Here is a 26,074-nt window from a genome sequence, read left to right on the forward strand (position 1 = left end):
AAGCCCCGCCGCCTTCAGTGCGGCGGGGTGCCTTGCCTCACGGGTGCAGTCCTGCACCCAGGCGGTAGATCAGCAATGCCAGGCTGTCGGCATTGAACAGCATGATCTGCGCGCGTTTTTCGCTGTCATTCAGGAACACCTGACGAGCTTGCTGCAGATCCTGCGCGCCGGTGATCTTCAGGATCAGCTTCTTGCCTTTGCGATCGCTGCGACGCAAGTCGCGCAGCCTGCCAGTGTCTTCATCGTACAACGTGAACAACTTGTTCATCGGCGTCATGGCGCTGAAGCCGCTTTCGTGGGCGCGTTCCAGCCAGGCGCGCTCGGGGCCGGGGATCAGCCAGTCGGCGTACGGGGCAACACCCAGGGTGTAGGTGATGTCGCGGGTCTGACAGGCCAGGTGAGACAGTTCATGCAGCAAGGTAAAGGCGCGGGTGAGGTTGGCGGCTGCCGGTTGGGCGTATCGGCCTTGTAGCGGCAACTGGTTGATGGTCGGGTTGTCGAAGAAGGCGTCGAGCAGAAAGATCTGCCGGCTGCGGTCGGCCGGGTTGACGAAGGCGCTGGCATCGATAGGCGCACCGACTCTGCTGCCCATGACATAGCGAGTCGAATGGGCGGGTGAGTAATTACGCGACAACAGCAGCGTCAGCAGTTTTTCTATCGGCCTGCTGACTTGCAGCAGAAGTGTGTCGGATACATCCGCGACGTTGAAGAAGTCCCTGAGGACCCTGGCCGTTTGCAGGGGTAGCTGGCGGGCTGTGGTGCGGCTGATGTTGAAGTGGCAGTTCACCAGGTAGGTTACTGCAGTATCGTGCGCTTCGCGGATCAGGTTGCCGCGATAAGGGTTTACGCGCTGGATCTGTGGCATGCCAACTGCGAGTATCGCGATCTGTTCCCGGGAGACGACCCGACGGGTATGGCGGCCGCTGAGGTCGCTCAGCACACCGCCGGCTTCGACCGGTTGCGGGCGTTCGGGCGCAGGGCTGCTCTCCTGATTTTTCCAGAACTTCTCCAGCGATTCGACCCCGACGGCGTCTTTGCCAACCAGCAGGCCCTGCACCAGCGCCGCGCAGAGTTCGGCCAGTGACTGGCTCCAGTTGCTGCGGTCGGCTTTTTCCAGGGTTTGCAGCACACTGGTTTCGGTCTGGAAAATACCCAGCAGCGTGCCCAGCCTGCCCGGCAGAAACAGGCTGGCTTGCAACCACAGCTGACCGAGCAGGTTCTTCAAGGTTTGCCAGCGCGCCTCTTCGAGGGTCACCAGCTGGGCGTGGGCCATGTCCTGGAGCATCTGGGCGTTATCCACGAACAGTTGCTTGAACAGGTTGCCCGCGATCGGACGCCAGGCCAGGGTGATGGGGCCGGGGCGGGAAAACGGCAGGTCGAAATCCGATTCAACACTAAATGGCAGGTGTGGCTCTTCAAAGCCGCCGCGCCCATAGCGTCTGCGCATCTGCGCTGGCATACGCCCGAGCAGCAAGGCCTGCAACGCTGGCGTGGTCCTGATCTTTTTCAGCAGGTCGCGGCTATCGGCAAATTGCCGATAGGCCTGGCGGCTGTCGTAAGGGCTGTACAGCACCAGCGGGCCCGCCTGCTGATTGCCGATCAGGTACAGGCCAGGCACCTGGTCCGGTTCAAGCCCGCTATCGGCCACCAACAGCAGTGGTGTCATGTGCTGTGTGCGGTCTTCTGGCAGTTCCAGTACCTGGGTAACCGTCTGTAGCGCTGCGCCATCGAGTTCGCCCTTGAGGCGGGCACGCCAGGCCGCTTCGAGCATTTGCCCGGGCAGTTGCCGGCAGAAGGTTGCCAGGCGCCGGGCATAGTCGGGGTCGTGTTCGGCGAATTTCTGCTGCAGCAGGCGCTGGTAGTGGCCGCCAATATCCAGCGCCTTGGCCACCTCGCGAACGTACTGGCTGCGCAAGGTGGGTGGCAGCAGCTCACCCTTCTGGTCGGTCACCAGGGTGATTGCGTTGTCCCAGTCGCGGTAATGATCGAGCGCATAGTCAACCAGGGACTGGCGATGGCGCACGTAGCTGGCCGGCAGTGACAAGGGGATTTCCCCGGGCAGTGGCGGCGCAGTGATCCAGCGGTTGGTGGTGACCTGGATATCTTCAGGCCGGTAGTGGCCGGGGCCGAAATCCTGGTCCAGGCGCTGCTGCAGGTGTTCGCGGGCATAGGTGTCGATTTCGGGGATATCGAACAGGTAATCATCGTTTGCGCCCAGCAGGTTTCTGGCTAAAACGCGCAAGTAGGCATGTTGATCTTCTGCCGAGGCCTGGCGCAGCCACTCGGGTGCATGGGCTATAACAGCCTCTGCCCTGGCGCGATCCTGCAGGTCGCGCAGGGCTGCGCCAATGGCATCGGTTTCGCTGATATAGCGGTTGAAGGCCTTGACCACGTTGCCCGGCAGGCGCGCAGCGATGGCCCGGTCGTACAGGGCCAGAATCCGCGACCGCCGAGAGGGCAGCGCAGCAGGCGCAAAGACAACGCCCAGGCGTTCGGCCAGCGTGCTGAGCAGGGCCAGCAGTTGCTTCTGGTAGTCTTGGCTCAGTTGCCCGTCGCGCACCAATACTGCTTGCAGTTGCCCGCGAAGGTGCTGGCGCAAGCGTCTGGCGCTATGGCCGAGCAAGGCCGGCGGGAGCAACGGCAAGGGGGTCGGCAGTTCAGCCGCGGTGGTGGCGCTGGCACGCCATTGGCTGTTATCGGCGGGGTGCCAGATCAGTTCGAGCAGCGACAGGACCGGGGTACTGCGGCCCTCCGGCTGCACGCTGATGGCGTGCAGGGGAGGGGCTTTGTGCAGAAAGCTGGACAGCTCGTGCTTGAGCAGTGCCCGGGTGACTGAGCTGAGGCTCGGGCGCTGGGCGAGCATGGCCTGGTACTCCTGGGCCAATTGTCCGACCTGGGTTTGCATCGATTGCGCATCCAGGCTGGCGTTGCCGAGGGTGCGGGCAAGTTGCTGCAATGTGGCGGTCGAGGGCGCTGCTTGCTGGGTGTGCAGGGGGGCGGCCTGGTCGGCAAGGCGATCATTGATCGTCAACATCAGGCTGTCGAACAGCGGCGCAGCCAGCAGATTGACCTGAAAATCCACAGCCGGTTGGCGCTGCAGTAACTGCTGTTGCGCCTGTGGTGCGTAACGCAGCACTGTTGCCATCAGCGCAGGTTGATCCTGCAGGCCCAGCAGCGTCTGCTTGGCCTGGCGCCGATCGGCAAAGCGTTGCAGGCCGATGTCGGGGTTGTAGATGAACACTTCGGGCCAGTCGGCGCGGCTCAGCAGAAAGGTGGTGTCCAGGGCTATGGCCTGGCCATCGCCAGTCACCGCATCCAGGCGGTCGACGCGCAGCGCGGGGTCGTCGCCCAGTCGTTGCAGGGATTGTCGTTGCGCGGCGCTCAGCGGTTGCCTGGCGTCGAGGTGCTCGAGGTGACGTAAAAAACCTGCGCGCAGGGCATCAGGATGAAAGTAGGGCAGGTTGGCCAACGGCATGAAAGTGTCCCGGCGGTACAAGGCAGCCGGGGGCCGATCCCCGCGGCAATCACTGGAGATTGCCGCGGGTAAGCAGGGTCGGGGCGTTACTTATATCAATTGCCGGCCTTGATGCTGGTCCAGATGCGCGTGCGGATGCGGTCGATCTTGGCTGGCATCGCCTCCAGTGCGTAGAGCTTGCCGAGCATCTCGTCGCTCGGGTAAATCATGGTATTGGCCTTGAGCGCCGGGTCGACCAGGGTGTCGGCCTTGAGGTTGCCGTTGGCGTACTGCACATGGTTGCTGATGTTGGCCATCACCTCGGGCTGCAACAGGTAGTTCATGTAGGCGTAACCGGCTTTTTCGTCCGGGGCATCAGCCGGCATGGCGACCATGTCGAACCACATCGGCGCGCCTTCCTTGGGAATCGAGTAGCCGACCTTCACGCCGTTGTTGGCTTCTTCGGCGCGGTTCCTGGCTTGCAGCACGTCGCCGGAGAAGCCCACCACCACGCAGATATCGCCATTGGCCAGGTCGCCGGTGTACTTGGAGGAGTGGAAGTAGCTGATGTACGGGCGCACCTTCATCAGCAGTTGCTTGGCCTTGTCGTAATCCTCGGGCTTCTGGCTGTGGTGTGGCAGGCCCAGGTAGTTGAGGGCGATCGGCAACAGCTCCGGGCCGTTGTCGAGCACCGCCACGCCGCAGCTTTTCAGCTTGCTGATGTACTCGGGCTTGAAGATCAGGTCCCAGGAATCCAGCGGGGCGTTGTCGCCGAGCACCGCCTTGACCTTGTCGATGTTGTAGCCGATCCCGGTACTGCCCCACAGGTAAGGGAAGCCGTACTGGTTGCCCGGGTCGTTGACCTCCAGGGCCTTGAGCAGCACCGGGTTGAGGTTCTTCCAGTTGGGCAGCTGGGTCTTGTCCAGTTGCTTGAGCGCCTTGCCCTGGATCTGCCGGGCCATGAAGTGGTTGGAGGGGAACACCACGTCGTAGCCGGAGTTGCCGGTCATCAGCTTGCCGTCGAGGGTTTCGTTGCTGTCGAACACGTCGTAGGTCGGCACGATGCCGCTAGCCTGCTGGAAGTTCTTCAGGGTGTCGGGGGCGATGTAGCTGGACCAGTTGTAGATCTTTACCGAGTCGGCCGCCTGGGCGACGGAGGCGGCCAGCAACACAGGTGCGAAGAGCAATGGGCGCATGTCTGGATTCCTTGCTTGGTCTGTTTTTTATCGAAGGAGGCAGGCGATCAAATGATCAGAAAATCAGCACATAGGTTTTGCGCACGGTCTCCTGGATGTCCCAGGTGCCGGTGCTGTTGGCCGGCAGCATGATCGCGTCGCCGGCTTCGATGGTCAGCGGCTCGCCGCCATCCGGGGTGAAGGTGCAGCGGCCCTTGATGAAGTGGCAGAACTCCTGCTGGACGATCTGCCGGCGCCAGCGCCCCGGGGTGCATTCCCAGATGCCGGTTTCGACGCCGTCGCTGCGCTCGACGCTGGTGACCGAGGCGATCGAGACCGGCTCGCCGAGTGGCACCGCCACCGGGTTGGATTCGGCCAGGGTGACACTGTCGGTGTTCTTGAACTGGGTAATGCTCATAGCGGTGGATCCTGTGCAGGGGGTTCAAAAAGTCAGCGCATGAAACCTTCCATGAAGTCCGCCACGCCGCTGGCCAGGCGTCGGCGCCAGGGGGCGCTGGCCGGGTTGGCGAGGGTCTGGTCTTCATGGACGAAACTCTTGATGATCGCGTTGTAGCCCAGCCAGCGGCAGGGTTCCGGCTCCCAGCCGGGCAGGCTGTGCAGGGCGCGGTCGTGGCTGGCCCAGGGCTGCTCGGTGAGCGGGCTGCGCCGCTCGAGGATCAGCTCGGCCAGGGTCCGCCCGCCGAGGTTGCTGGCGCCAACGCCTTCGCCGCCATAGCCGCCGGCCAGGGCGATGCCCTGTTTGCGGTCGCAGAACATGTGCGGCTGAAAGCGCCGGGCCATACCCAGGTTGCCGCCCCAGGCGTGGGTGATCCTGACCTTCTGCAACTGCGGGAACAGCTCGCCGAACAGGTAGCGGCGCAGTTCGATTTCGCTGTCGGTGAGGTCGAAGTTGTCACGCAGGCGGCCGGCAAAGCGATAGCCGCCGCGGGCGCCGAACACCAGGCGGTTGTCCAGGCTGCGCTGGCCATAGGTGACCTGGCGGCTGTTCTCGCTGAAGGCCTGGCCATGCTTGAGGCCGATCTGCTCCCAGACCTGTTCGGGCAGTGGCTCGGTGGCCACCAGCAGGCTTTGCACCGGCATCTGGTAGCGCCCCAGCGGCGGCAGGTTGACCGAGTAGCCCTCGACTGCTGGCACCAGCCACTGGCATTTGATCCGTGCCTGCAAGGTGCGTGCTTCACCGGCGCGCCACTGGGTTACGGGGCTGTTCTCATAGAGCTTCACGCCCATGGCCTCTACCGTGCGGGCCAGGCCGCGCACCAGTTTGGCCGGCTGGATTGTGGCGACATTGGGGTTGAAGATCGCGCCATAGGGGCGGCTGATACGCAGCTGCGATGCCAGCTCATCGGGGCTTAGCCAGCGGTAGTCGGCTTCGTTCAGGCCCTGCTTGTAGAGCTTGTTCAGATACGCGCGCAGGCTGGTTTCCTGCTCGGGGTAGCGCGCGGCGCAGTACAGCACGCCGCCCTTGTGGTAGTCGCAGTCGATGCCTTCGCGTTCGAGCACCTGGGCCACTTCATCGGGAATGCCGTGCAACAGGTCATAGGCGGCGCGCCGCTGCTCGGGCGTGCTGCCGGCGAGCAGGCGGTCTTCACCGAGCAGGTTGCCCATCAGCCAGCCGCCATTGCGTCCGGAGGCGCCGAAGCCTGCAATCTGCGCTTCGACGATGGCGATGTTCAGCTGTGGTGCCAGGCGCTTGAGGTAGTAGGCGGTCCACAGCCCGGTGTAGCCGGCGCCGATGATGCAGACGTCGACGTCCAGGTCCTGTTGCAGCGCCGGGCGTGCGCTCAACGGCTCATCGAGTTGGTCCATCCACAGGCTGATACTGCGCCATGCAAGCATTGTTCGGCTCCACATCGGTAACGGTCTGTGGCGATCCTAGAAGCTTGCGGGGCGCTGTGTCTTACGTGCGTGCACGCAGAGAATTCTGCTTCACGTAGGCCTTGGGCGACAGGCCGGTGTGCTGGCGGAAACTTTTGTAGAACGCCGACAGCGAATTGAAACCGGCAGCAAAGGCCAGCTCGTCGATGCGTGCAACCGTGGCGGTGGCGCCGAGGCTGGTGAGCAGGTGCTGCAGGCGTGCCTGGTTGACGTAGCGGTAGAAGCTCTGGCCGAGCACCTGGTTGAGCAGGTAGGAGATCTGGTTGCGGCTGTAGCCGCTTTCGCGGGCCACCCGTTGCAGGTCCAGCTCCGGGTCGAGGTAGGGCTGCTGGCGCTGGAAGTACTGCTCCAGGTCCTGGGCCATGAAGCTCAGTTGGCGTGGTGACAGGCCCAGGCGGCTGGCGGCCGGGCGCAGGTCATTGTGGCCAGTGTCCTGGCTGGGCGCGCGGACCAGCGAGGCGTACTCGTTGACCCGCCAGATCAGGCCGTCGCGCACGGTGATCGCTTCGCTGGCCTGGAACGCCACCAGGCCTTCGCCACCGCGCAGGGTGACCTGGTACTGGATGAAGGCGGTGCAGCCATCGACGCGGATGCGGTCGCTGTGGACGATGTCTTCACCGGCTTCGCGGGGCATGCTCACACGCACGTATTCGCGCAGCTCATCGAGGTGCAGGACGCGGTTCTGGAAATAGTCGTTGTACTGGATATCGGGGTGATACAAGGCCATGACCCCGTCGAGGTCGCGATGCTTCCAGCACAGGTGGTAGCGCAGGACGGTGGCGGCGGTTTCCGGGGTTTGCTCCGGGCCGTCGGGGATAGGGGCTGGGGTCATTGCTGGATAGTGATGGAGGGGCCAATCGCGGGTCAAGTCGAGGCGTCGCACCGCCGCTCCCACACAGTGCGCTGTGGGAGCGGCGGTGCGACGCCTCGACTTGACCCGCGTGCGCTGTGGGAGCGGGCTTGACCCGCGATACGGTTACAGGAACTGCTCGGCGTAATGGCACGCCACCTGCCGCGTCCCCACCTGCCTGAACGCCGGTTCCTCGACAGCACAGCGCTCGGTGGCATACGGGCAGCGTTTGTGGAAGGCACAGCCAGGCGGCGGGTTCAGCGGGTTGGGCAGCTCGCCGGAAATCTTGATCTTCGGCTTGAGCGGGTCCGGATGAATGGTCGGCGTGGCCGACAGCAAGGCCTGGGTGTAAGGGTGCAGCGGCTTGCTGTAGATGTCCTCCTTGGGGCCCATTTCCGCCGGCCGGCCCAGGTACATCACCAGCACCTGGTCTGCCACGTGGCGCACTACCGCGAGGTTGTGGGAGATGAACACGTAGGCAGTGTTGAACTCCTTCTGCAGGTCCATGAACAGGTTCAGCACCTGGGCCTGGATCGATACGTCGAGGGCCGACGTCGGCTCATCGGCCACCAGTACTTTCGGTTGCAGCATCATCGCCCGGGCCAGGGCGATGCGCTGGCGCTGGCCACCGGAAAACATGTGCGGGTAGCGCTGGTAATGCTCGGGGCGCAGGCCGACCTGTTGCATCATCGCCTGGACCTTCTCGCGCCGCTCGGCGCGGGTCAGGTTGGTGTTGATCAGCAGCGGCTCACCCAGCTGGTCGCCGATCTTCTGTCGCGGGTTGAGCGAGGCGTACGGGCTCTGGAAGACCATCTGCACGTCCTTGCGCAATTGCTTGCGCTCGGCCTTGTTGGCCCCGGCGACTTCCTGGCCGGCGATCTTCAGCGAGCCGGACGAGGGCTCTTCGATCAGGGTCAGGGCCCGGGCCAGGGTCGACTTGCCACAACCGGACTCGCCGACCACGGCCAGGGTCTTGCCGGCTTCCAGTTCGAACGACACGCCGTTGAGTGCGCGCACCAGGGCATGGCCCTTGAACAGGCCGCGGGAAACTTCATAGTGACGGGTCAGTTCACGGGCGGTAAGGACGACGGTCATTACGCCACCTCCTGGTTCAGCGGGTAGAAACAACGCACCTGGCTATGGGCCTGGGGATCGAGGGTCGGTCGTTGCCGGCGGCAGTTTTCCTGCACGTAAGGGCAGCGCGGCGACAGCAGGCAACCTTGAGGACGGTCATAGCGGCCGGGGACGATGCCCGGCAGGGTCGCCAGGCGCTCGGCGCCTTCGCTGTGCTCGGGAATCGCCGCCAGCAGTGCTTCGCTGTAGGGGTGGGCGGGGACGTCGAACAGTTCCGGCACCTGGCCGACTTCCACCGCTTGGCCGGCGTACATCACGCACACCCGCTTGGCGGTTTCGGCGACCACGGCGAGGTCGTGGGTGATCAGGATCAGCGCCATGTTCTGCTCTTTTTGCAGGTTCAGCAGCAGCTCCATGATCTGCGCCTGGATGGTCACGTCGAGGGCGGTGGTCGGCTCGTCGGCGATCAGCAGCTTGGGTTCGCCGGCAATCGCCATGGCGATCGCTACCCGTTGGCTCATGCCACCGGAAAGCTGGTGCGGGTAGGCGTCCAGGCGGCTTTCGGCGCCAGGGATTTCAACCTTCTTGAGCAGTTCCAGGGCACGCTGGCGGGCTGCCTTGCCGCGCAGGCCAAGGTGCTGGCGCAGCACTTCCTCGATCTGGAAACCTACGGTGTAGCTGGGGTTGAGGGCGGTCATCGGGTCCTGGAAGACCATGGCCATATCCTTGCCAACCACCTTGCGCCGTTGCCGGCCGCTGAGCTTGAGCATGTTGGTGCCATCGAAGGTCAGGGCATCGGCGGTGATGCGCCCGGGGGCGTCGATCAGGCCCATCAGCGCCATCATGGTCACCGATTTACCGGAGCCCGACTCGCCGACGATGGCCAGGACCTCACCTTCATCGACCGTCAGGTCCAGTCCATCGACCACCGGTACCGCATTGGCGTCGCCAAAGCGCACGTTCAGATTGTTGATTTGCAGAAGTGACATGGCGATCTCCTCAGGCGGCATTCTTGAGTTTCGGGTCCAGCGCATCGCGCAGTCCGTCACCCATCAGGTTGATTGCCAGCACGCTGAGCAAAATGGTCAGGCCAGGCAGGCTCACTACCCACCAGGCGCGTTCGATGTAGTCGCGGGCCGAGGCCAGCATGGTGCCCCACTCGGGGGTTGGCGGCTGCACGCCGAGGCCGAGAAAGCCCAGGGCGGCGGCGTCGAGGATTGCCGATGAGAAGCTCAGGGTGGCCTGCACGATCAGCGGCGCCATGCAGTTGGGCAGCACGGTGACGAACATCAGCCGGGGCAGGCTGGCACCGGCCAGGCGTGCGGCGGTGACGTAGTCGCGGTTCAGTTCGCCCATCACCGCGGCACGGGTCAGACGCACATAGGACGGCAGCGAGACGATGGCGATGGCGATCACGGTGTTGATCAGGCCAGGGCCGAGGATGGCGACAATTGCCACGGCCAGCAGCAGCGAGGGCAGGGCCAGCATCACGTCCATCAGGCGCATGATCGACGGGCCGAGGATGCGCGGAAAGAACCCGGCCAACAGGCCGAGGAAAATCCCCGGAATCAGCGAGATCACTACCGATGACAGGCCGATCAGCAGCGACAGCCGCGAGCCCTGGATCAGCCGCGAAAGCAGGTCGCGGCCGAGCTCGTCGGTGCCGAGGATGAACTGCCAGTTGCCGCCTTCCAGCCACACCGGCGGGGTCAGCAGAAAATCACGGTACTGCTCGCTGGGGCTGTGCGGCGCCACCCAGGGGGCGAACAGTGCGCAGAACACGATCAGGCTCATGAACATCAGCCCGGCGACCGCGCCCTTGTTGCGTGAAAAGGCCTGCCAGAACTCCTTGTACGGCGAGGGGTAAAGCAGGCTCTGGTCGACAGCGGTGGCCGGGGTGGTGACAGATTTTGCAAGTGGGGTAGTCATGACGAGGCCCTCAGCGCTGATGACGGATGCGTGGGTTGGCCAGGCCGTAGAGGATGTCCACGACGAAGTTGACCAGGATCACCAGGCAGGCAATCAACAGGATGCCGTTCTGTACCACGGGGTAATCGCGGGCGCCGATGGCTTCGATCAGCCACTTGCCGATGCCCGGCCAGGAAAAAATGGTTTCGGTCAGTACCGCACCGGCGAGCAGGGTGCCGACCTGCAGGCCGAACACCGTCAGTACCGGGATCAGCGCGTTGCGCAGGCCGTGCACGAACACCACCCGGGCCGGCGACAGGCCCTTGGCGCGGGCGGTGCGGATGTAGTCTTCGCGCAGCACTTCGAGCATCGAGGAGCGGGTCATCCGCGCGATCACCGCCAGCGGAATGGTGCCCAGGACAATGGCCGGCAGGATCAGGTGCATCAGTGCATCCTTGAAGGCGCCTTCTTCGTCGCTGAGCAGGGTGTCGATGAGCATGAAGCCGGTTTTCGGCTCGATGTCGTAGAGCAGGTCGATGCGCCCGGACACCGGGGTCCAGCCCAGGCTCACGGAGAAGAACATGATCAGGATCAGGCCCCACCAGAAGATCGGCATCGAGTAGCCGGCAAGGGAGATACCCATGACCCCATGATCGAACAATGAGCCACGCTTGAGCGCGGCGATGACCCCGGCCAGCAGGCCGATCACCCCGGCAAAAAACAGCGCCGCCATGGCCAGTTCCAGGGTTGCCGGGAACAGTGCGAGGAACTCGGTCCAGACGCTTTCGCGGGTGCGCAGCGATTCGCCGAGGTCACCCTGGGCGAGCTTGCTGACGTAGTCCAGGTACTGTTCGGGCAGCGGTTTGTTCAGGCCCAGTCGCTCCATGGCCTGGGCGTGCATTTCCGGGTCGACCCGGCGTTCGCCCATCATGACTTCAACCGGATCGCCGGGTATCAGCCGTATGAGCGCAAACGTCAGCAAGGTGATGCCGAAGAAGGTCGGGATCAGCAATCCCAGTCGCCGGGCAATAAAACTAAACATCTTCTGGAGTACCTCATCAGCCGGTCAGGCATGCCCGCCGGCACCCGGATGGGGCGCCGGCGGTCGTTCTTGTTCTACTTCACCTGGGTAGTGGCGAAGTTGTTATTGGTGAGGGGGTTGATGTGGTACCCCTCAACGTTGTTGCGCATGGCGGTAAACATCTGCGGATGGGCCATGCTGATCCACGGTTGATCTTCATCGTACACCGCCAGGGCCTTTACATAGAGCGCTGCACGCTCATTGTTGTCGGTAACCTCGCGGGCCTTGGTGATCAACTGCTGGAAGGTTTGATTGCACCAGCGCGCATAGTTCTCGCCGCTTTTCACCGCGTCGCAACTAAGCAGCGGGCTGAGGAAGTTGTCCGGGTCGCCGTTGTCGCTGGCCCAGCCGGTCGAGACCATGTCGGCTTCGCCCTTCTTGGCCCGGCGCAGCATCTCGGCCCATTCCATCACGCGGATATCGACGGTCAGGCCGATCCTGGCCAGGTCCGCCTGAAGCATTTCAGCGCTCAGGCGCGGGTTGGGGTTGGTCGGGCCGCCGCCGTTGCGGGTGAACAGGGTCAGCACCGTGCCTTCGGGCACGCCGGCTTCCTTGAGCAGGGCGCGGGCCTTGTCGAGGTCACGGGGCGGGTTCTGGTTGTCGGTGTTGTAGCCGATCATGCTCGGCGGGTAAGGGTTGACCGCGACCAGTGCGTTGCCCTTGCCGAACAGCTGGTCGACGTGGGTCTGGCGGTCGAAGGCAATGTTGATGGCTTTGCGCACGCGCACATCGCTCAGGTACTTGTGTTCGGTGTTGAGCGAGATGTAGCCGGTGGTCAGCGCTTCCATCTCGGCCACTTTCAATTTGGGGTCGGCCTTGATGCTGGGGATGTCATCGGGCTTGGGGTACAGCGCCACCTGGCACTCGTTGGCCTTGAGCTTTTGCAGGCGCACGTTGTTGTCGTTGGCAATGGCGAAGATCAGCGCGTCGGCCGGTGGCTTGCCACGGAAGTAGTCCGGGTTGGCCTTGTAGCGCACCTGGGCGTCCTTGTTGTAGCGCTGGAAGATGAACGGGCCGGTGCCGATCGGCTTGTTGTTGAGGTCGCCGGTCTTGTTGGCCTTGAGCAACTGGTCGCCGTATTCGGCGGAGTAGATCGAGGTGAAGGCCATGGCCAGGTCACGCAAAAAAGGCGCTTCGGGCCGGGTCAGGGTGAAGACCACAGTGTGCTCGTCGGTCTTCTCGACGCTTTTGAGCAGGTCCTTGAAACCCATGCTCTCGAAGTAGGGGAAACCGATGCTGGTCTTGTTGTGCCACGGGTGATTAGGGTCCAGCTGTCGTCGGAAACTCCACAGCACGTCGTCGGCATTCATCTCGCGGGTAGGGGTGAAATAGTCGGTGGTGTGGAACTTGACCCCTTCGCGCAAGTGGAAGGTGTAGGTCAGGCCGTCATCGCTGATGTCCCAGCGCTCGGCCAGGGCCGGCTGGATATCGGTGGTGCCCGGGCGGAAGTCGACCAGGCGGTTGAAGATGGCCTCGGCCGAGGCGTCGGCGGTTACGGCGGTGGTGTATTGGACGATATCGAAGCCTTCCGGGCTGGCCTCGGTACACACCACCAGCGGCTTGGCTGAGAGGCCCGCCGCAGTACTCAACAGGACGGCTGCCAGGGCAGCCTGTAGCGGTAGCAGTTTCATGAAACCTCCTGCAATCGATTAACCAGAGTAGCCGTCCCGGCCGATTCGGCGAACCGACCGGGAAACCGCGTTCTAGAGGAAGTTGAAGGGAATGGTGGTGACAATCCGCAGCTCGTCCAGGCTACCGTCGATCTGGGCCTTGCTGGCCCGGTGCGCGGTGTAGGTGGCACGAATGGTGGTGTCCTTGAGCGAGCCGCTCTGCACCGCATAGGTGGTGCCGATGCCCCACTCGTAGTGGTTCTCGCCGTCCAGGCCACGCACGTCGTAGCCGCTGCCGGTGTAGTGGGTGCCGTCGATGCCCCAGCCGCGCGCGTTGTAGAGGTTGAACTTGAGGCCCGGCACGCCGTACTGGGCCATGTTCAGCACGTAGGCGATCTGCATCGATTTTTCGTTCGGGCCGTTGAAGTCCGAAAGCAGGGAGTTGGCCAGGAAGATCGCGTTGGTGTCGTGCAGGTAGTCGAAGTACTCGTTACCGTTGACCTGCTGATAGGAGAAAGTCAGGTTGTGAGCCTGGTGGGTCAGGCCGAACGACAGGCTGTAGGTGTCGTTGTCGATATTGCCAAGCTTGCTTTGGCCTTCATCCTTGGTCTTGTAGTAGTTCAGGCCGGTGGTCAGGCTCAGCACCGCGCTGTCGCCCAGCTCATGGCTGGCGCCGAAGTAGTACTGGTTCCACAGGTCTTCGACGTTGGACACGTAGAAGCTGGTTTTCAGGCTTTTCAGCGGCTGGTAGTTCACACCGGCAATGTTGACGTGATCGGCTGAAAAGGCGCGATCACCGTACTCGGCAACGAATTTGCTGGTGCCCTGTTCGGTCCGGTTCGAGAGCCGGTCGAAGGTGCCGACATCAAACGACAGGTTGTCGAATTCTTCGCTGTGCAGGCTCACACCTTCGAAGCTCGACGGCAAGGCGCGGTTGCCGATGTAGGCCAGTACCGGGGTGTCCATCGATTGGCGGCCGGCGGTCAGGGTGGTGTTGGACACCCGCGCCTTGACGTTGGCCAGGCCCATCTTGCTCCACTGGCCGATGACATCGCCGTCGCTGTGGGTCAGGGTGCGGTTGTTCGGCCCGGCCACCGCCGCGCGGCCACGCTCCAGGGCGATGGCGTTGTAGACGGCGACCTCGGTGCTGAAGCCGAAGGTACCTTCGGTAAAGCCCGAGGTGTAGTTGAGGATGGTGCCCTGCACCCAGTTGTCACGGCTGTGGGTGTCGTGCTGGCTGCCGTCGCTCTTGTAGTACTTGAACAGCGGTGCGCGGGTGGCGCGTTCGCGGCCATACCAGTTGCGGGTGGAGCCGGACAGGCTCTGGCCTTCGATGAAGCCTTTGGCTTCACTCTGGGCGCTGGTGGCTTTGACGCTGACCGGAACATAGTCCTGGCTGGCGGGTTCGGCCTGGGCCATGGCTGACAGACCACTGAGGGACAGTGCCAGTACTGCGGTTTGGGTTCGTCTCAAGGTAAAGCTCCCTTTTCTTTTCTTCTTTTTAGTTACCGCCTGGCCTTGTGGGCTGGGCGTCTTGCCGGTTGGAACAAGGGTTTGCAATCGTTTGCTGCAAGGCAATCGGGCATATTCAGGCTGAGTTCGCCCGCGAAGGCGCTGCGCGCCCCCGAGGGAGAAAGCGGTTTTTTATTCGGTACTGACGCCTGAGAAGTTGTTGCGCCCGAAAGGACTTACCTTGAAATCCACGACCTTGGCACTGAGCGGCTGGTTGACCGTCGAGTGGGCGATCGGGGTGATGGGCAACTGTTGCCTGAGGCGCTGCTGCGCCTGCTGGTAGAGCAGGGTGCGTTGCTCGCGGTCGGTGATGGTCTTGGCTTTCTTGACCAGCGCGTCGTACTGCGGGTCGCACCACATGGAGTAGTTGTTGCTGCCTATCGCGTCACAGCTGTACAGGGTGCCCAGCCAGTTGTCCGGGTCGCCGTTGTCGCCGGTCCAGCCGATCAGCGAGATGTCGTGTTCACCGTCCTTGGTGCGCTTGAGATATTCGCCCCACTCGTAGCTGACGATTTTCACCTTCAGACCCACCTTGCCCCAGTCGGCCTGGAGCATTTCGGCCATCAGCTTGGCGTTGGGGTTGTACGGGCGTTGCACGGGCATGGCCCAGAGGGTGATTTCAGTGCCTTCCTTGACCCCGGCGGCCTTGAGCAACTCGCGAGCCTTTTGCGGGTTGTAGCCGGCATCCTTGATGCTGTCGTCGTAGGACCATTGGGTCGGCGGCATGCTGCCCACCGCCAGTTGACCGGCCTCCTGGTACACCGCCTTGACGATGGCCGGTTTGTTCACCGCCATGTCCAGGGCCTGGCGTACTTCAAGCTGGTCGAAGGGTTTGTGCTGAACGTTGTAGGCGATGTAGCCGAGGTTGAAGCCGGGTTTTTCGATGACCTGCAGCTTGGGGTCGCTCTTGAGTGCATCGAGATCGGCCGGGCGTGGATGCAGGGTGACCTGGCATTCGTTCTTGCGCAGTTTCTGGATGCGCACCGAGGGGTCGGTATTGATCGAGAAGATCAACTGCTCGATCTTCACCTGGCTCGGGTCCCAGTAGTCCTTATTGCCGCGGTAGCGGATCTGCGAGTCCTTCTGGTAGCGCTGGAACACGAACGGGCCAGTGCCGATCGGCTTCTGGTTGATGTCGCTGGGGCGCCCGGAGGTCATCAGTTGCTCGGCGTATTCGGCCGAGAGTACGGCGGCAAAACTCATTGCCAGGTTCTGCACGAAGGCGGCATCGATGCTGTTGAGGGTAAAGACCACGGTCATCGGCGCGGTCTTTTCGATGCGGGCGATGTTCTTGTCCAGGCTCATGCCGACGAAGTAGGGAAATTCGGTGGGGTAGGCCTTGCGAAACGGGTGGTCGCGGTCGAGCATGCGATTGAAGGTGAACAGCACGTCGTCAGCGTTGAAATCGCGACTGGGGGTGAAATCCTTGTTGTTGTGGAACTTGACCCCTTCGCGTAGGTGGAAGGTGTAGGTCAGGCCGTCGTCGGACACCTCCCAGCTTTTTGCCAGGGCCGGTTTGACGGCGGTCGCGCCGCGTTCGAATTCCACCAGGCGGTTGTAGATCGGCTCGGCGGCGTCGTTGTCGGTGGCGCTGGTGTATTGGGCAGTATCGAAGCCGCCGGGGCTGCCTTCGGAGCAGAACACCAGGTTCTTGGCCAGGCCCGCAGGGGCCTGGGCGAGCAGGCCGAAGCCCAGCAGCGCTGCATAGATTGGAGTGTGGCGCATGACGATCCCTTCTCTCTTGTTGTTTTTTTCGCGGTCCATGGCGCACAGCCATACGAATCGCGCCGACTCTGCTGCACCCTTGACGGTAGAGCCATCAAAGCGCTGCAGATAGGTGCGATTACGCAGAGGTGTGTAGGAGGTATCCGATAGGGCGTGCGACGGTTCCGTGTCGATGCGCTAGCGGCTGACCTGCCAGGCCATCAGGCTGCGGCCCCGGCTGCCGTGTGGCGTCGCGGGGCCGAGCCAGATGGCTGCTATTTGGTCACGCTGACCCCATAGAAGGAGTTCAAGCCAAACGGGCTGATCTTGAAGTCCTGTACGGTTGAACGCATAGGTTGATACACCGTCGAGTGAGCGATGGGTGTCATCGGAACCTGTTCTTTGAGGATGTGTTGCGCTTGCTTGTACAGCTCGGTGCGCTTGGCCTGGTCGGAGGTGGCCTTGGCTTGCTTGACCAGGTCGTCGTACGGCTTGTAGCACCACTTGGAGAAGTTGTTGCCTTCCAGGGCATCGCAGCCAAACAGGGTGCCCAGCCAGTTGTCCGGGTCGCCGTTGTCACCGCTCCAGCCAATCAGCATGGCGCCGTTCTCGCCGCCCTTGGAGCGCTTGATGTACTCGCCCCACTCGTAGCTGACGATCTTGGCCTTGATGCCGATCTTGGCCCAGTCCGATTGCAGCATCTCGGCCATCAGCTTGGCATTGGGGTTGTACGGGCGTTGCACCGGCATGGCCCAGAGGTTGATCTCGGTGCCTTCCTTGATGCCGGCTTCCTTGAGCAACTGCTTGGCCTTCTCGGGATCGTACTTGGCGTCCTTGATGGTGGTGTCGTAGGACCACTGGGTCGGCGGCATGGCGTTGACCGCCAGCTGGCCGGCGCCCTGGTACACCGAGTCGATGATCTGCTGCTTGTTTACCGCCATGTCCAGCGCTTCGCGAACCTTGAGCTGGGCCATCGGGTTGGGCTCGTTGCTGCCCTTGATCTTGTCCATCACGTTGTAGGCGATGTAGCCGAGGTTGAAGCCGGCCTGATCAGGCATCTTCAGGTTCGGGTCTTTCTTCAGTGGCTCGATGTCGGCCGGGCGCGGGAACAGGGTGACCTGGCACTCGTTCTTTTTCAGCTTCTGCATGCGCACCGAGGCGTCGGTGGTGATGGCGAAGATCAGGTTGTCGATCTTCACATCCTCAGGCTTCCAGTAGTCCTTGTTGCCCTTGAAGCGGATCTGCGCGTCTTTCTGGTACTTGCTGAACACGAACGGGCCGGTGCCGATCGGCTTCTGGTTGATGTCGGCGGGCTTGCCCTGCTTGAGCAACTGGTCGGCGTATTCGGCGGACTGGATCGAGGCGAAGCTCATGGCCAGGTTCTGGATGAACGCAGCGTCGACGCCGTTGAGGGTGAACTTGACCGTGTGCTCGTCGAGCTTTTCGACCTTGGCGATGTTCTTGTCCATGCCCATGTCGGTGAAGTACGGGAACTCGGTAGGGTAGGCCTTGCGAAACGGCATGTCCTTGTCGAGCATCCGATTGAAGGTGAACAGCACGTCGTCGGCATTGAAGGCGCGCGTCGGCTTGAAGAATTCGGTGGTATGGAACTTGACCCCTTCGCGCAGGTGGAAGGTGTAGGTCAGGCCATCGTCGGAAATGTCCCAGCTGGTCGCCAGGCCCGGGATCACTGCGGTGCCGCCACGCTCGAACTGGCTCAGGCGGTTGAAGACGGTCTCGGCTGAGGCATCGAAGTCGGTTCCGGTGGTGTACTGGCCCGGGTCGAAGCCTGCGGGGCTGCCTTCGGAGCAAAACACCAGGTTAGTCGCCGCAAGGGCGGAGGGTGCGCCGGCAAGCAAGCCTGCGCCGACCAGAAACGGAATGACCGCGTGTTTGAGCATGGTGGCCTCATTGTTGTCATTTTTGATTTGAGGGGGCCTTGTGAGCCGACCTGCGGATACTTATGCAGGCCCCATACCCAATGCAACACTCAAAGGGATGGGTGACGGTAAACAGTGGGACGAACGTACAGGAATGTCGCATCCGTATAATTTTTTACGGAGTTGATCGTTTGCGAGGGGGTGTTTCAGGTTGTTTCGAAGACGTTGTCTCACTATCGAGTCAGTCTTTGCACTAATTTGGGGCGCGAGGTGCTACAAGTAACAGGGGTCGCGACAGCCGAAACTGCCGCGAACCAGCAGAAAAGTAACGCGGCTTACTGCATCTGGACTTCAATGGTGCCATCGGCACTCATGGTCACGTCGGTGGTGCCGGCTTCGATTTCCGGAGCGGGCGCTGCGTCTGCGGCCATGCCGGCGGCTTTCATCATCATCGGTGCGCTACGGGCATAAGGATGCGGGTAACCGCTGCTGTTGAGGTTCAGGTTGACCACTTTGTAGCCTTTGCCGCCCAGGGCTTCGGTGGCCAGTTGGGCACGGGCCTTGAAGGCGTTGACGGCATCCTTGAGCAGGTCGTCTTCGCTGGTTTTGCGCGTGGCCGGGGCGATGGAGAAGTCCATGCCGCCCATTTTCAGGTCCTGCAGCAGGGTGCCGGTGAGTTGCGACAGGGCCGGGAAGTTGGCGCTTTCCAGGCGCAGCTCGGCGCGCTCACGCCAGCCGGTGATCTTCTGGCCCTTGTTGTCGTAGATCGGGTAGCTGTTGCGGCTGCCCTGGCTGATCTTCACATCCTTGACTTCGCGCGCCTGTTTCACCGCCTTGTTCATGGTTTCGGTGATTTCAGTGGCCAGCTTGCCCGGGTCGGTATTCTGCGCTTCGCTGTACAGGGTCACGACCATCAGGTCGCGGGCCACTTCCTTGCTGACTTCGGCGCGCAGCGAAATCTGGTTGTAGCGCGGGGCCTCATCGGCCAGGGCCGGAAGGCTGGCTAGCAAGCTGGTGGCCATTGCCAGGGCGGCGCTGCTGCGGGTGATCGACATGTATGACTCCTTGAAAGTGTGGCGCGGGCACTGAACACAAGCAGTGCACGCTGGCCCATGAGACTGGCAACAGTGTAGTGAGGTTCAAAATGGCCATCATTGTTATGTAAAAAAGTGTGGCGCTTTGCCGCATCACTGCAGACCAGGCCGCAGCTTCGGTATACTCGCGACGATTCGCCTGGAGCACTCATCAGGAGAGCTCATGCTCGCCCCCGTACAAATGCTGTCTGCAACCCGTCAGAACCTCTGGCGCCTGACCTTCATCCGCATCCTGGTGCTTGCCGCCCAGGCCGGCTCGGTTGGTGTCGCCTACTGGACCGAACTGCTGCCGCTGCCGTGGCTGTCGCTGGTCATCACCCTCGGCCTGTCGATGCTGCTGTGCGCGTTCACGGCCCTGCGCCTGCGCCTGACCCTGCCGGTCACCGAGCTGGAATATGCCTTCCAGCTGGCCTGTGACCTGCTGATCCACAGTGCCTTGCTGTATTACTCGGGCGGTTCGACCAACCCCTTCGTGTCCTATTACCTGGTGCCGCTGGCCATTGCCGCGGTGACCTTGCCCTGGGTCTATTCGCTGATCCTCTCCGGTATTGCCCTGGCCGCCTACAGCTTGCTGCTGGTGCAGTTCTATCCGCTCGAGACCTTCCCTATGGCCCGGGAGAAGATGCAGGTCTACGGCATGTGGCTGAGTATCGCCCTGGCAGCGGCGGTGATTACCTTCTTCGCCGCGAAGATGGCCGAAGAGCTGCGCCGCCAGGAGCAACTGCGCGCCGAACGCCGAGAGGAGGGCCTGCGCGACCAGCAACTGCTGGCCGTGGCCACCCAGGCCGCTGGCGCTGCCCATGAGCTGGGCACGCCGCTGGCGACCATGAGCGTATTGATCAAGGAAATGCGCCAGGACCACAGCGACCCGCTGCTGCAGGAAGACCTGGCGGTGCTGCAGGACCAGGTCAAGCTGTGCAAGGAGACCCTGCAGAACCTGGTGCGTGCTGCTGAAGCCAACCGACGCCTGGCGGTCGAGAACCAGGAAGTGACCTTCTGGCTCGACGAAGCGCTCAACCGCTGGCACCTGATGCGCCCCGAGGCCAGTTACCGCTTCCAGCGCCTGGGCCAGGGCAATGTGCCGCGCCTGGCGCCGCCGCCGGACCTCACCCAGGCCTTGCTGAACCTGTTGAACAATGCCGCCGATGCTTGCCCGGACGACCTGGAAGTGCGCCTGGACTGGGACGCCCAGGACATGGTCATCAGCATCCGCGACCACGGCCCGGGCGTGCCGGCAGCGATTGCCGAATCGATCGGCAAACCCTTCTTTACCACCAAGGGCAAAGGCTTCGGCCTGGGCCTGTTCTTGAGCAAGGCCAGCGTGACCCGTGCTGGCGGCTCGGTAAAACTCTATAGTCATGAAGAAGGCGGTACGCTTACCGAGCTGCGCCTGCCGCGTGACGCGCGAGGAGATGTGTGATGAATGATGAAATCCAGGTTGAAGGCGAAGAGCTGCCGCACCTGCTGCTGGTTGACGACGACGCCACTTTTACCCGGGTAATGGCCCGGGCCATGAGTCGCCGCGGCTTTCGCGTGAGCACTGCAGGTTCTGCCGAAGAGGGCCTGAAAATCGCCCAGGACGACGTGCCGGACTATGCCACGCTGGACCTGAAGATGGATGGCGATTCGGGCCTGGTACTGTTGCCCAAGCTGCTGGAACTGGACCCGGAAATGCGCGTGGTGATCCTCACCGGTTACTCGAGCATCGCCACCGCGGTCGAGGCTATCAAGCGCGGTGCCTGCAACTACCTGTGCAAGCCGGCCGACGCCGACGATGTGCTGGCCGCGCTGCTTTCCGAGCACGCCGACCTCGACAGCCTGGTGCCGGAAAACCCGATGTCGGTGGACCGCCTGCAGTGGGAACACATCCAGCGCGTGCTGACTGAACATGAAGGTAATATCTCCGCCACCGCCCGGGCCCTGGGCATGCACCGGCGGACCTTGCAGCGCAAGCTGCAAAAGCGCCCGGTTCGGCGCTGACTGACTATCGCGGGGCAAGCCCGCTCCTACTGTAGGAGCGGGCTTACCCCGCGATCAATTTATTTGCCGCCGAGGATCATTCGATCCACCCGCACTGCCAGTTGTTCGGCCCCGGGCGCGGCATCGAATACCACCTTGCCGCTTTCAGCCAGCTTGGCCCGACCCACCACCACGCCATCGCGCAGCAGCTCCAGGGGTACATCCTTGAGGGACTGGCCCGACGCCAGCTCAATGTTCAGGGTAATGCTCATGAGTGATTTCCTTATCACGGCTGTTGATCGATATAGGTCGTGGTGCTCGCATCCAGCGAGGCGATCAGTTCCGGCGAGCCGCCGCGGAACTGGCGGAACAGATTGCGCGACACCGACTTGCCGGAGGTGTCCAGCGGCACCGTCAGGGTCGGTTGGAAGCGCTCGGTCAGTTCGGCGTAGTCGCTCCACGGGCCAATGTAGGACTCGTTGAAACCGTTGACCACGCTCACCGCATAACGCACGGCATGGCCGGGCAGCCAGTTGGGCTGGCTCGGTACCTGGGTTTGCCAGCCGTCGGCGCGAATGCTCGGGGCGCTGGCAGGGGCATCGAGGTAGCCGGTGGGTTTGTTCGGGCTGTAGTCCTTGAGCAGCAGGTAGGTACTCCAGCCCCACCAGTTGTCGATCTGCGCCGGGTCATTGAGGTTGTTGACGTCGGCGCGGCGCATCAGCTTGCCGTTGCGCAGGGCAAACAGTGGGGCGAAGTTGCCTGGCACCTGTCCTTCCACGGCAGCTTGCAAGTCAGCGGCGATGCGCAGCGCACCATAGGCTGTCGGCGCCGGCAGGTTGCCGGTGTCGAATGCCTGGAAGATCTCATCGGCAGACTTCTGCACCGCCAGGCCCACCTGTTTGCGGTTGGCGACGTCGATGCTGTCGAAGTAGCGCTTGTCGCCATAGCCGCGCCAGGTATCGCCCTGGGCATTGCGCAGCACCAGGCCGTACTTGCTGTCTTCATCGTGCATGAAGCGCGAGATCAGCGAGCCGAGATCGGCCGGGGTGACGTTGTCCTTGATCGCCTTGCGCGGGACCCGCACGTGGCCGGCGGAGAACAGGTCAGTGAGGAAGTGGTCGGCGAAGGCGTTCATCGCGTAGGCCAGTTCCAGCTGCCCGTCATCGCCGCTGGCGCGAGCTTTCACGGCCTGGCGCAAGGCGGCGGTATGGCCGGCGACATACGCCAGCAGCGCCCATTCACCGAAGTGGTCCCAGTTGCTGGCGGCCAGCTTGAGATAGCGACCCAGGGGGAACATCGGCGAGACGAAACTGCCGCCGCCGGTGATCTTGTTCCACTCTTCCGAGAGGGTGTCGCCCAACTGGTCGTAGGCTTCATGAGGCTGGCGACCGTCTTTGATCGCCTGGTTGGCGGCGGCGATTTCCCGCTGCATGACCGCGAGGATCTTGCCGGCTTCTTCCCGGGAGGCGGGAAGCACGGCCAGTGAATCAAAGGCGGCGACAAAACGTTCAACGCGTTCTTCGGCTGTGGCGCCATCGGCAATCGGCCGCTCGGGAATGCCATAGAAATCACCACCCAGGGCGACGATCTGGCCGTAGCTTAGGCTCAGGCCATTGGCCAGGTGCAGGGCGACTTTCCAGGCCGGGATCGGCGCGCTGTCGTGGCTGAAGCGCAGCAGGGTGTTGTCGCCGATGGCGGTGTGTTCGCCGCCTTCGAAGCGCAGTACCGGCTTGCCACTGGCAGGCGGTTTGGCCGCCAGGCCAAGGCGGTGGTACTTGATCGTGTGATGGCCGTCGAGCACCAGCACCAGGCGGGCGTCAGAGCCGGGAATGTTGATGCCGCTGACGCTGAACAGGGCGTCGAGGTCGGCGACCACGGTGGTGGCGAGCGCCTTTTGGGCGTGCAGTCCAGTTTGCATACCTGACATATTCAACTCCTTTGAGATGTCATGGATTTACCTAAACAACTGTATGTATGTACAGTTGTTTAGATCATATCCAAACCATTTCCTACGTCAACAACTCTTTTTTCTTACACAGGAATACGATTCATCAATCGGTGGCTGACGTATCATTAGCCCCCTAACGACAGCCATCGGGACCACCCTGCATGCTCGCCCTCTTTATCCAGACGCTGAACATCACGGCGCCGGTGTTCGCCATGCTGTTCATGGGCGTGCTGCTCAAACGTATCAAGGCCATCAACGACGGCTTCATCCACACCGCCTCGTCGCTGGTGTTCAACGTGTGCATGCCGGCTCTGCTGTTTTTGGGGATCTACCACGCCGACCTGACGGCGGCGGTCAAGCCCGGGCTGCTGGTGTTCTTCGTGGTCGCCACCCTGGGCAGTTTTGCCCTGGCCTGGGGCTTCGCCCTGTGGCGCTGCCCGCGTGAAGACCGCGGCATCTACACCCAGGGCGGCTTTCGCGGCAACAACGGGGTTATCGGCCTGGCACTGGCGGCAAGCATGTATGGCGATTACGGCATTTCGCTGGGGGCGATCCTCGCCGGCCTGGTGATACTGCTGTACAACTCGCTGTCGTCGGTGGTGCTGGCGGTGTACAGCCCGAGCATGAAGTCCGACCCCTGGAGCATCTGCAAGAGTATCCTGCGCAACCCGCTGATCATCAGCGTGCTGCTCGCCACGCCCATGGCCTACGGGCAAGTGCCGCTGCCCAACTGGTTGCTGACCTCCGGTGATTACCTGGCGCAGATGACCCTGCCGCTGGCATTGATCTGCATTGGCGGTACCCTGTCGCTGGCGTCACTGCGCGAAAGCGGTGGCCTGGCGGTCAGCGCCAGCCTGGTGAAGATGATCTGGTTGCCGGTGATCGGCACCCTGGCGGCCTGGCTTTGCGGCTTTCGCGGCGCGGAGCTGGGTATCCTGTTCCTGTACATCGGCAGCCCGACCGCCGCGGCCAGTTATGTGATGGCCCGCGCGGCCAACGGTAACCATGAACTGGCCGCCTCGATCATCGTAATTACTACGCTGATGGCCGCCATAACCACGAATATCGGCATTTTCCTCTTGCAGTGGGGCGGCTGGATCTAGATTCTGTGCCGACAATAAAGCCAACACTGCCTTCCACCTTCAAGGACATTTCATGCAAGAACAGAACCCCCCAGAGCGATTACAGCGCGGGTTGAAGAATCGCCATATCCAGTTGATTGCCCTGGGTGGCGCCATCGGTACCGGCCTGTTCCTGGGTATTGCCCAGACCATCCAGATGGCCGGTCCGGCCGTGCTGCTGGGGTATGCGATTGCCGGCCTGATGGCGTTCTTTATCATGCGCCAGCTGGGCGAGATGGTGGTCGACGAGCCGGTAGCCGGCAGCTTCAGCCACTTTGCCCACCGCTACTGGAACGAGTTCGCCGGTTTTGTTTCCGGCTGGAACTACTGGGTGGTCTATGTGCTGGTCGGCATGGCCGAGCTGACGGCCGTGGGTATCTACGTGCAGTACTGGTGGCCGGACTTCCCGACCTGGGCGACGGCGGCGATCTTCTTCGTGGTGATCAACCTGATCAACCTCACCCAGGTGAAGGTCTATGGCGAAATGGAGTTCTGGTTCGCCCTGGTCAAGGTCATCGCCATCGTCAGCATGATCGGTTTTGGCGCCTGGCTGCTGGCCAGCGGCAATGGCGGGCCGGACGCCAGTGTCGCCAACCTCTGGCAGTACGGCGGCTTCTTCCCCAATGGCTTCAGCGGTTTGCTGATGGCCATGGCGGTGATCATGTTCTCCTTCGGCGGCCTGGAACTGGTCGGTATCACCGCTGCCGAAGCCGACAACCCGCGCCACAGCATCCCGCGTGCCACCAACCAGGTGGTCTATCGCATCCTGATTTTCTACATCGGCGCCCTGGCGGTGCTGCTATCGCTGTACCCGTGGCAGAAGGTGGTGCAGGGCGGCAGCCCGTTCGTGATGATCTTCCACAACCTGGACAGCAACCTGGTAGCGACCATCCTCAACGTGGTGGTACTGACCGCCGCGCTGTCGGTGTACAACAGCTGCGTGTACTGCAACAGCCGCATGCTGTTCGGTCTGGCCAGCCAGGGTGACGCGCCGCGTGCGCTGCTCAAGGTCAACCGCCGTGGCGTGCCGCTGACGGCCCTCGGTGTTTCTGCCCTGGCCACCGGCTTGTGCGTGCTGATCAACTACCTGATGCCGGGCGAAGCCTTCGGCCTGCTGATGGCTCTGGCAGTCTCGGCGCTGGTGATCAACTGGGCCAGCATCAGCATCACCCACCTTAAATTCCGCCGCGCCAAGCAGGCGTCGGGCGAGTCGACCTTCTACAAGAGCTGGGGCCACCCGGTGACCAACTACCTGTGCCTGGCCTTCATCGGGCTGATTCTGGTGGTGATGTACCTGACTCCGCCGATCCGCATTTCGGTGATGTTGATCCCGGCCTGGATCGCCACCCTGGGTGTGGCGTTCTGGCTGAAGAAGAAAAGTCAGAAGGCCGTCGTCGTCAGCAACTGACGGCCTTGGCGCAAGTGATCGATCAGCTCTGCGGGTAGCTGTCGATCACTTCCTGGGCGGCGCGAAAGGCATCGACCGCTGCCGGCACGCCGGCGTACACCGCGCAGTGCAGCAGCGCCTCGCGAATCTCCTCGACCGTACAACCGTTGTTCAGGGCGCCACGCACGTGGCCCTTGAGCTCCTGCGGGCATTTGAGTGCGGTGAGGGCGGCGAGGGTGATCAGGCTGCGGGTTTTCAGCGGCAGGCCTTCGCGGCTCCAGACGCTGCCCCAGGCATGTTCGTTGACGAAGTCCTGCAGCGGCTGGCTGAAGTCGGTGGCATTGCTCAAAGCGCGATCGACGAAGGCATCGCCCATGACCTGGCGGCGAACCTGTTCGCCGGATTTGTTGTTGTCGCCCAT

21 protein-coding genes are annotated in these 26,074 nt (G+C 62.6%); 4 read left to right on the forward strand and 17 right to left on the reverse strand.

Annotated elements, in window-relative coordinates; translation table 11 throughout:
• Positions 1 to 37 precede the first annotated feature (37 nt).
• From LOY54_RS04665 to LOY54_RS04730, 14 genes are all read right to left on the reverse strand, one after another.
• A complete protein-coding gene (locus tag LOY54_RS04665; protein ID WP_258609524.1) occupies positions 38 to 3,475 on the reverse strand; it encodes a M35 family metallopeptidase in 3,438 nt (1,145 codons plus the stop codon).
• 95 nt (positions 3,476 to 3,570) lie between these two features.
• Positions 3,571 to 4,650: a polyamine ABC transporter substrate-binding protein gene (locus tag LOY54_RS04670; protein ID WP_258609526.1), complete on the reverse strand. Its 1,080-nt coding sequence runs from the start codon at positions 4,648 to 4,650 to the stop codon at positions 3,571 to 3,573.
• A 55-nt stretch (positions 4,651 to 4,705) separates the two neighbouring features.
• On the reverse strand, positions 4,706 to 5,047 hold the full coding sequence (locus LOY54_RS04675; RefSeq protein ID WP_045196265.1) for a cupin domain-containing protein: 342 nt from the start codon (positions 5,045 to 5,047) through the stop codon (positions 4,706 to 4,708).
• 32 nt (positions 5,048 to 5,079) lie between these two features.
• Positions 5,080 to 6,486, reverse strand: coding sequence for an FAD-binding oxidoreductase (locus LOY54_RS04680; protein WP_258609528.1), 1,407 nt, complete (start codon positions 6,484 to 6,486; stop codon positions 5,080 to 5,082).
• A 61-nt stretch (positions 6,487 to 6,547) separates the two neighbouring features.
• Entirely contained in the window at positions 6,548 to 7,357 is an 810-nt protein-coding gene (locus LOY54_RS04685) for a nuclear transport factor 2 family protein (protein WP_258609530.1), read from the reverse strand.
• Positions 7,358 to 7,501: 144 nt separating this feature from the next.
• Positions 7,502 to 8,470: a peptide ABC transporter ATP-binding protein gene (locus LOY54_RS04690; protein WP_258609532.1), complete on the reverse strand. Its 969-nt coding sequence runs from the start codon at positions 8,468 to 8,470 to the stop codon at positions 7,502 to 7,504.
• Complete coding sequence (locus LOY54_RS04695) at positions 8,470 to 9,438, reverse strand: ABC transporter ATP-binding protein (RefSeq protein WP_045196592.1); 969 nt, start codon at positions 9,436 to 9,438, stop codon at positions 8,470 to 8,472. The genes LOY54_RS04690 and LOY54_RS04695 overlap by 1 nt, the downstream gene beginning before the upstream one ends.
• 10 nt (positions 9,439 to 9,448) lie before the next feature.
• The gene (locus LOY54_RS04700; protein ID WP_045196274.1) at positions 9,449 to 10,378 is read right to left on the reverse strand and encodes an ABC transporter permease subunit; all 930 of its coding nucleotides are present in this window, start codon (positions 10,376 to 10,378) and stop codon (positions 9,449 to 9,451) included.
• Positions 10,379 to 10,388: 10 nt separating this feature from the next.
• Positions 10,389 to 11,399 carry an ABC transporter permease subunit gene (locus LOY54_RS04705; RefSeq protein ID WP_036993941.1) on the reverse strand — a complete coding sequence of 337 codons (1,011 nt, stop codon included), beginning with the start codon at positions 11,397 to 11,399 and terminating at the stop codon, positions 10,389 to 10,391.
• Between the two features lie 74 nt (positions 11,400 to 11,473).
• Entirely contained in the window at positions 11,474 to 13,069 is a 1,596-nt protein-coding gene (locus LOY54_RS04710) for an ABC transporter substrate-binding protein (protein ID WP_045196276.1), read from the reverse strand.
• A 72-nt stretch (positions 13,070 to 13,141) separates the two neighbouring features.
• A complete protein-coding gene (locus tag LOY54_RS04715; protein WP_093388136.1) occupies positions 13,142 to 14,467 on the reverse strand; it encodes an OprD family porin in 1,326 nt (441 codons plus the stop codon).
• A gap of 225 nt (positions 14,468 to 14,692) precedes the next feature.
• Positions 14,693 to 16,285 (reverse strand): ABC transporter substrate-binding protein, encoded by a 1,593-nt coding sequence (locus LOY54_RS04720; RefSeq protein WP_258609534.1) that lies wholly within the window; start codon positions 16,283 to 16,285, stop codon positions 14,693 to 14,695.
• Positions 16,286 to 16,539: 254 nt separating this feature from the next.
• Complete coding sequence (locus tag LOY54_RS04725; protein ID WP_258609536.1) at positions 16,540 to 18,165, reverse strand: ABC transporter substrate-binding protein; 1,626 nt, start codon at positions 18,163 to 18,165, stop codon at positions 16,540 to 16,542.
• 314 nt (positions 18,166 to 18,479) lie between these two features.
• Complete coding sequence (locus LOY54_RS04730) at positions 18,480 to 19,199, reverse strand: SIMPL domain-containing protein (protein ID WP_093388139.1); 720 nt, start codon at positions 19,197 to 19,199, stop codon at positions 18,480 to 18,482.
• Positions 19,200 to 19,401: 202 nt separating this feature from the next.
• Between LOY54_RS04730 and LOY54_RS04735 the strand changes: the two genes are divergently transcribed.
• Together LOY54_RS04735 and LOY54_RS04740 are read left to right on the forward strand one after the other, a co-directional pair.
• Complete coding sequence (locus tag LOY54_RS04735) at positions 19,402 to 20,658, forward strand: ATP-binding protein (protein ID WP_045196284.1); 1,257 nt, start codon at positions 19,402 to 19,404, stop codon at positions 20,656 to 20,658.
• Entirely contained in the window at positions 20,658 to 21,218 is a 561-nt protein-coding gene (locus tag LOY54_RS04740) for a response regulator transcription factor (RefSeq protein WP_258609538.1), read from the forward strand. The genes LOY54_RS04735 and LOY54_RS04740 overlap by 1 nt, the downstream gene beginning before the upstream one ends.
• A 59-nt stretch (positions 21,219 to 21,277) precedes the next feature.
• Here LOY54_RS04740 and LOY54_RS04745 read toward each other — a convergent pair whose 3' ends face one another.
• Together LOY54_RS04745 and LOY54_RS04750 are read right to left on the reverse strand one after the other, a co-directional pair.
• A complete protein-coding gene (locus tag LOY54_RS04745) occupies positions 21,278 to 21,469 on the reverse strand; it encodes a hypothetical protein (RefSeq protein ID WP_258609540.1) in 192 nt (63 codons plus the stop codon).
• Positions 21,470 to 21,483: 14 nt separating this feature from the next.
• Positions 21,484 to 23,124, reverse strand: a complete 1,641-nt coding sequence (locus LOY54_RS04750; protein WP_258609548.1) for a phospholipase — start codon at positions 23,122 to 23,124, stop codon at positions 21,484 to 21,486.
• Between the two features lie 182 nt (positions 23,125 to 23,306).
• Between LOY54_RS04750 and LOY54_RS04755 the strand changes: the two genes are divergently transcribed.
• Together LOY54_RS04755 and LOY54_RS04760 are read left to right on the forward strand one after the other, a co-directional pair.
• Positions 23,307 to 24,248: an AEC family transporter gene (locus LOY54_RS04755; protein WP_093388147.1), complete on the forward strand. Its 942-nt coding sequence runs from the start codon at positions 23,307 to 23,309 to the stop codon at positions 24,246 to 24,248.
• Between the two features lie 52 nt (positions 24,249 to 24,300).
• A complete protein-coding gene (locus tag LOY54_RS04760; protein WP_045196293.1) occupies positions 24,301 to 25,674 on the forward strand; it encodes an amino acid permease in 1,374 nt (457 codons plus the stop codon).
• A gap of 22 nt (positions 25,675 to 25,696) precedes the next feature.
• On the opposite strand, the gene LOY54_RS04765 is transcribed toward LOY54_RS04760, so the two are convergent.
• Positions 25,697 to 26,074 (reverse strand): carboxymuconolactone decarboxylase family protein, encoded by a 378-nt coding sequence (locus LOY54_RS04765; RefSeq protein ID WP_045196295.1) that lies wholly within the window; start codon positions 26,072 to 26,074, stop codon positions 25,697 to 25,699.

It is taken from the genome of Pseudomonas sp. B21-032 (assembly GCF_024748965.1).
Lineage (GTDB): Bacteria > Pseudomonadota > Gammaproteobacteria > Pseudomonadales > Pseudomonadaceae > Aquipseudomonas.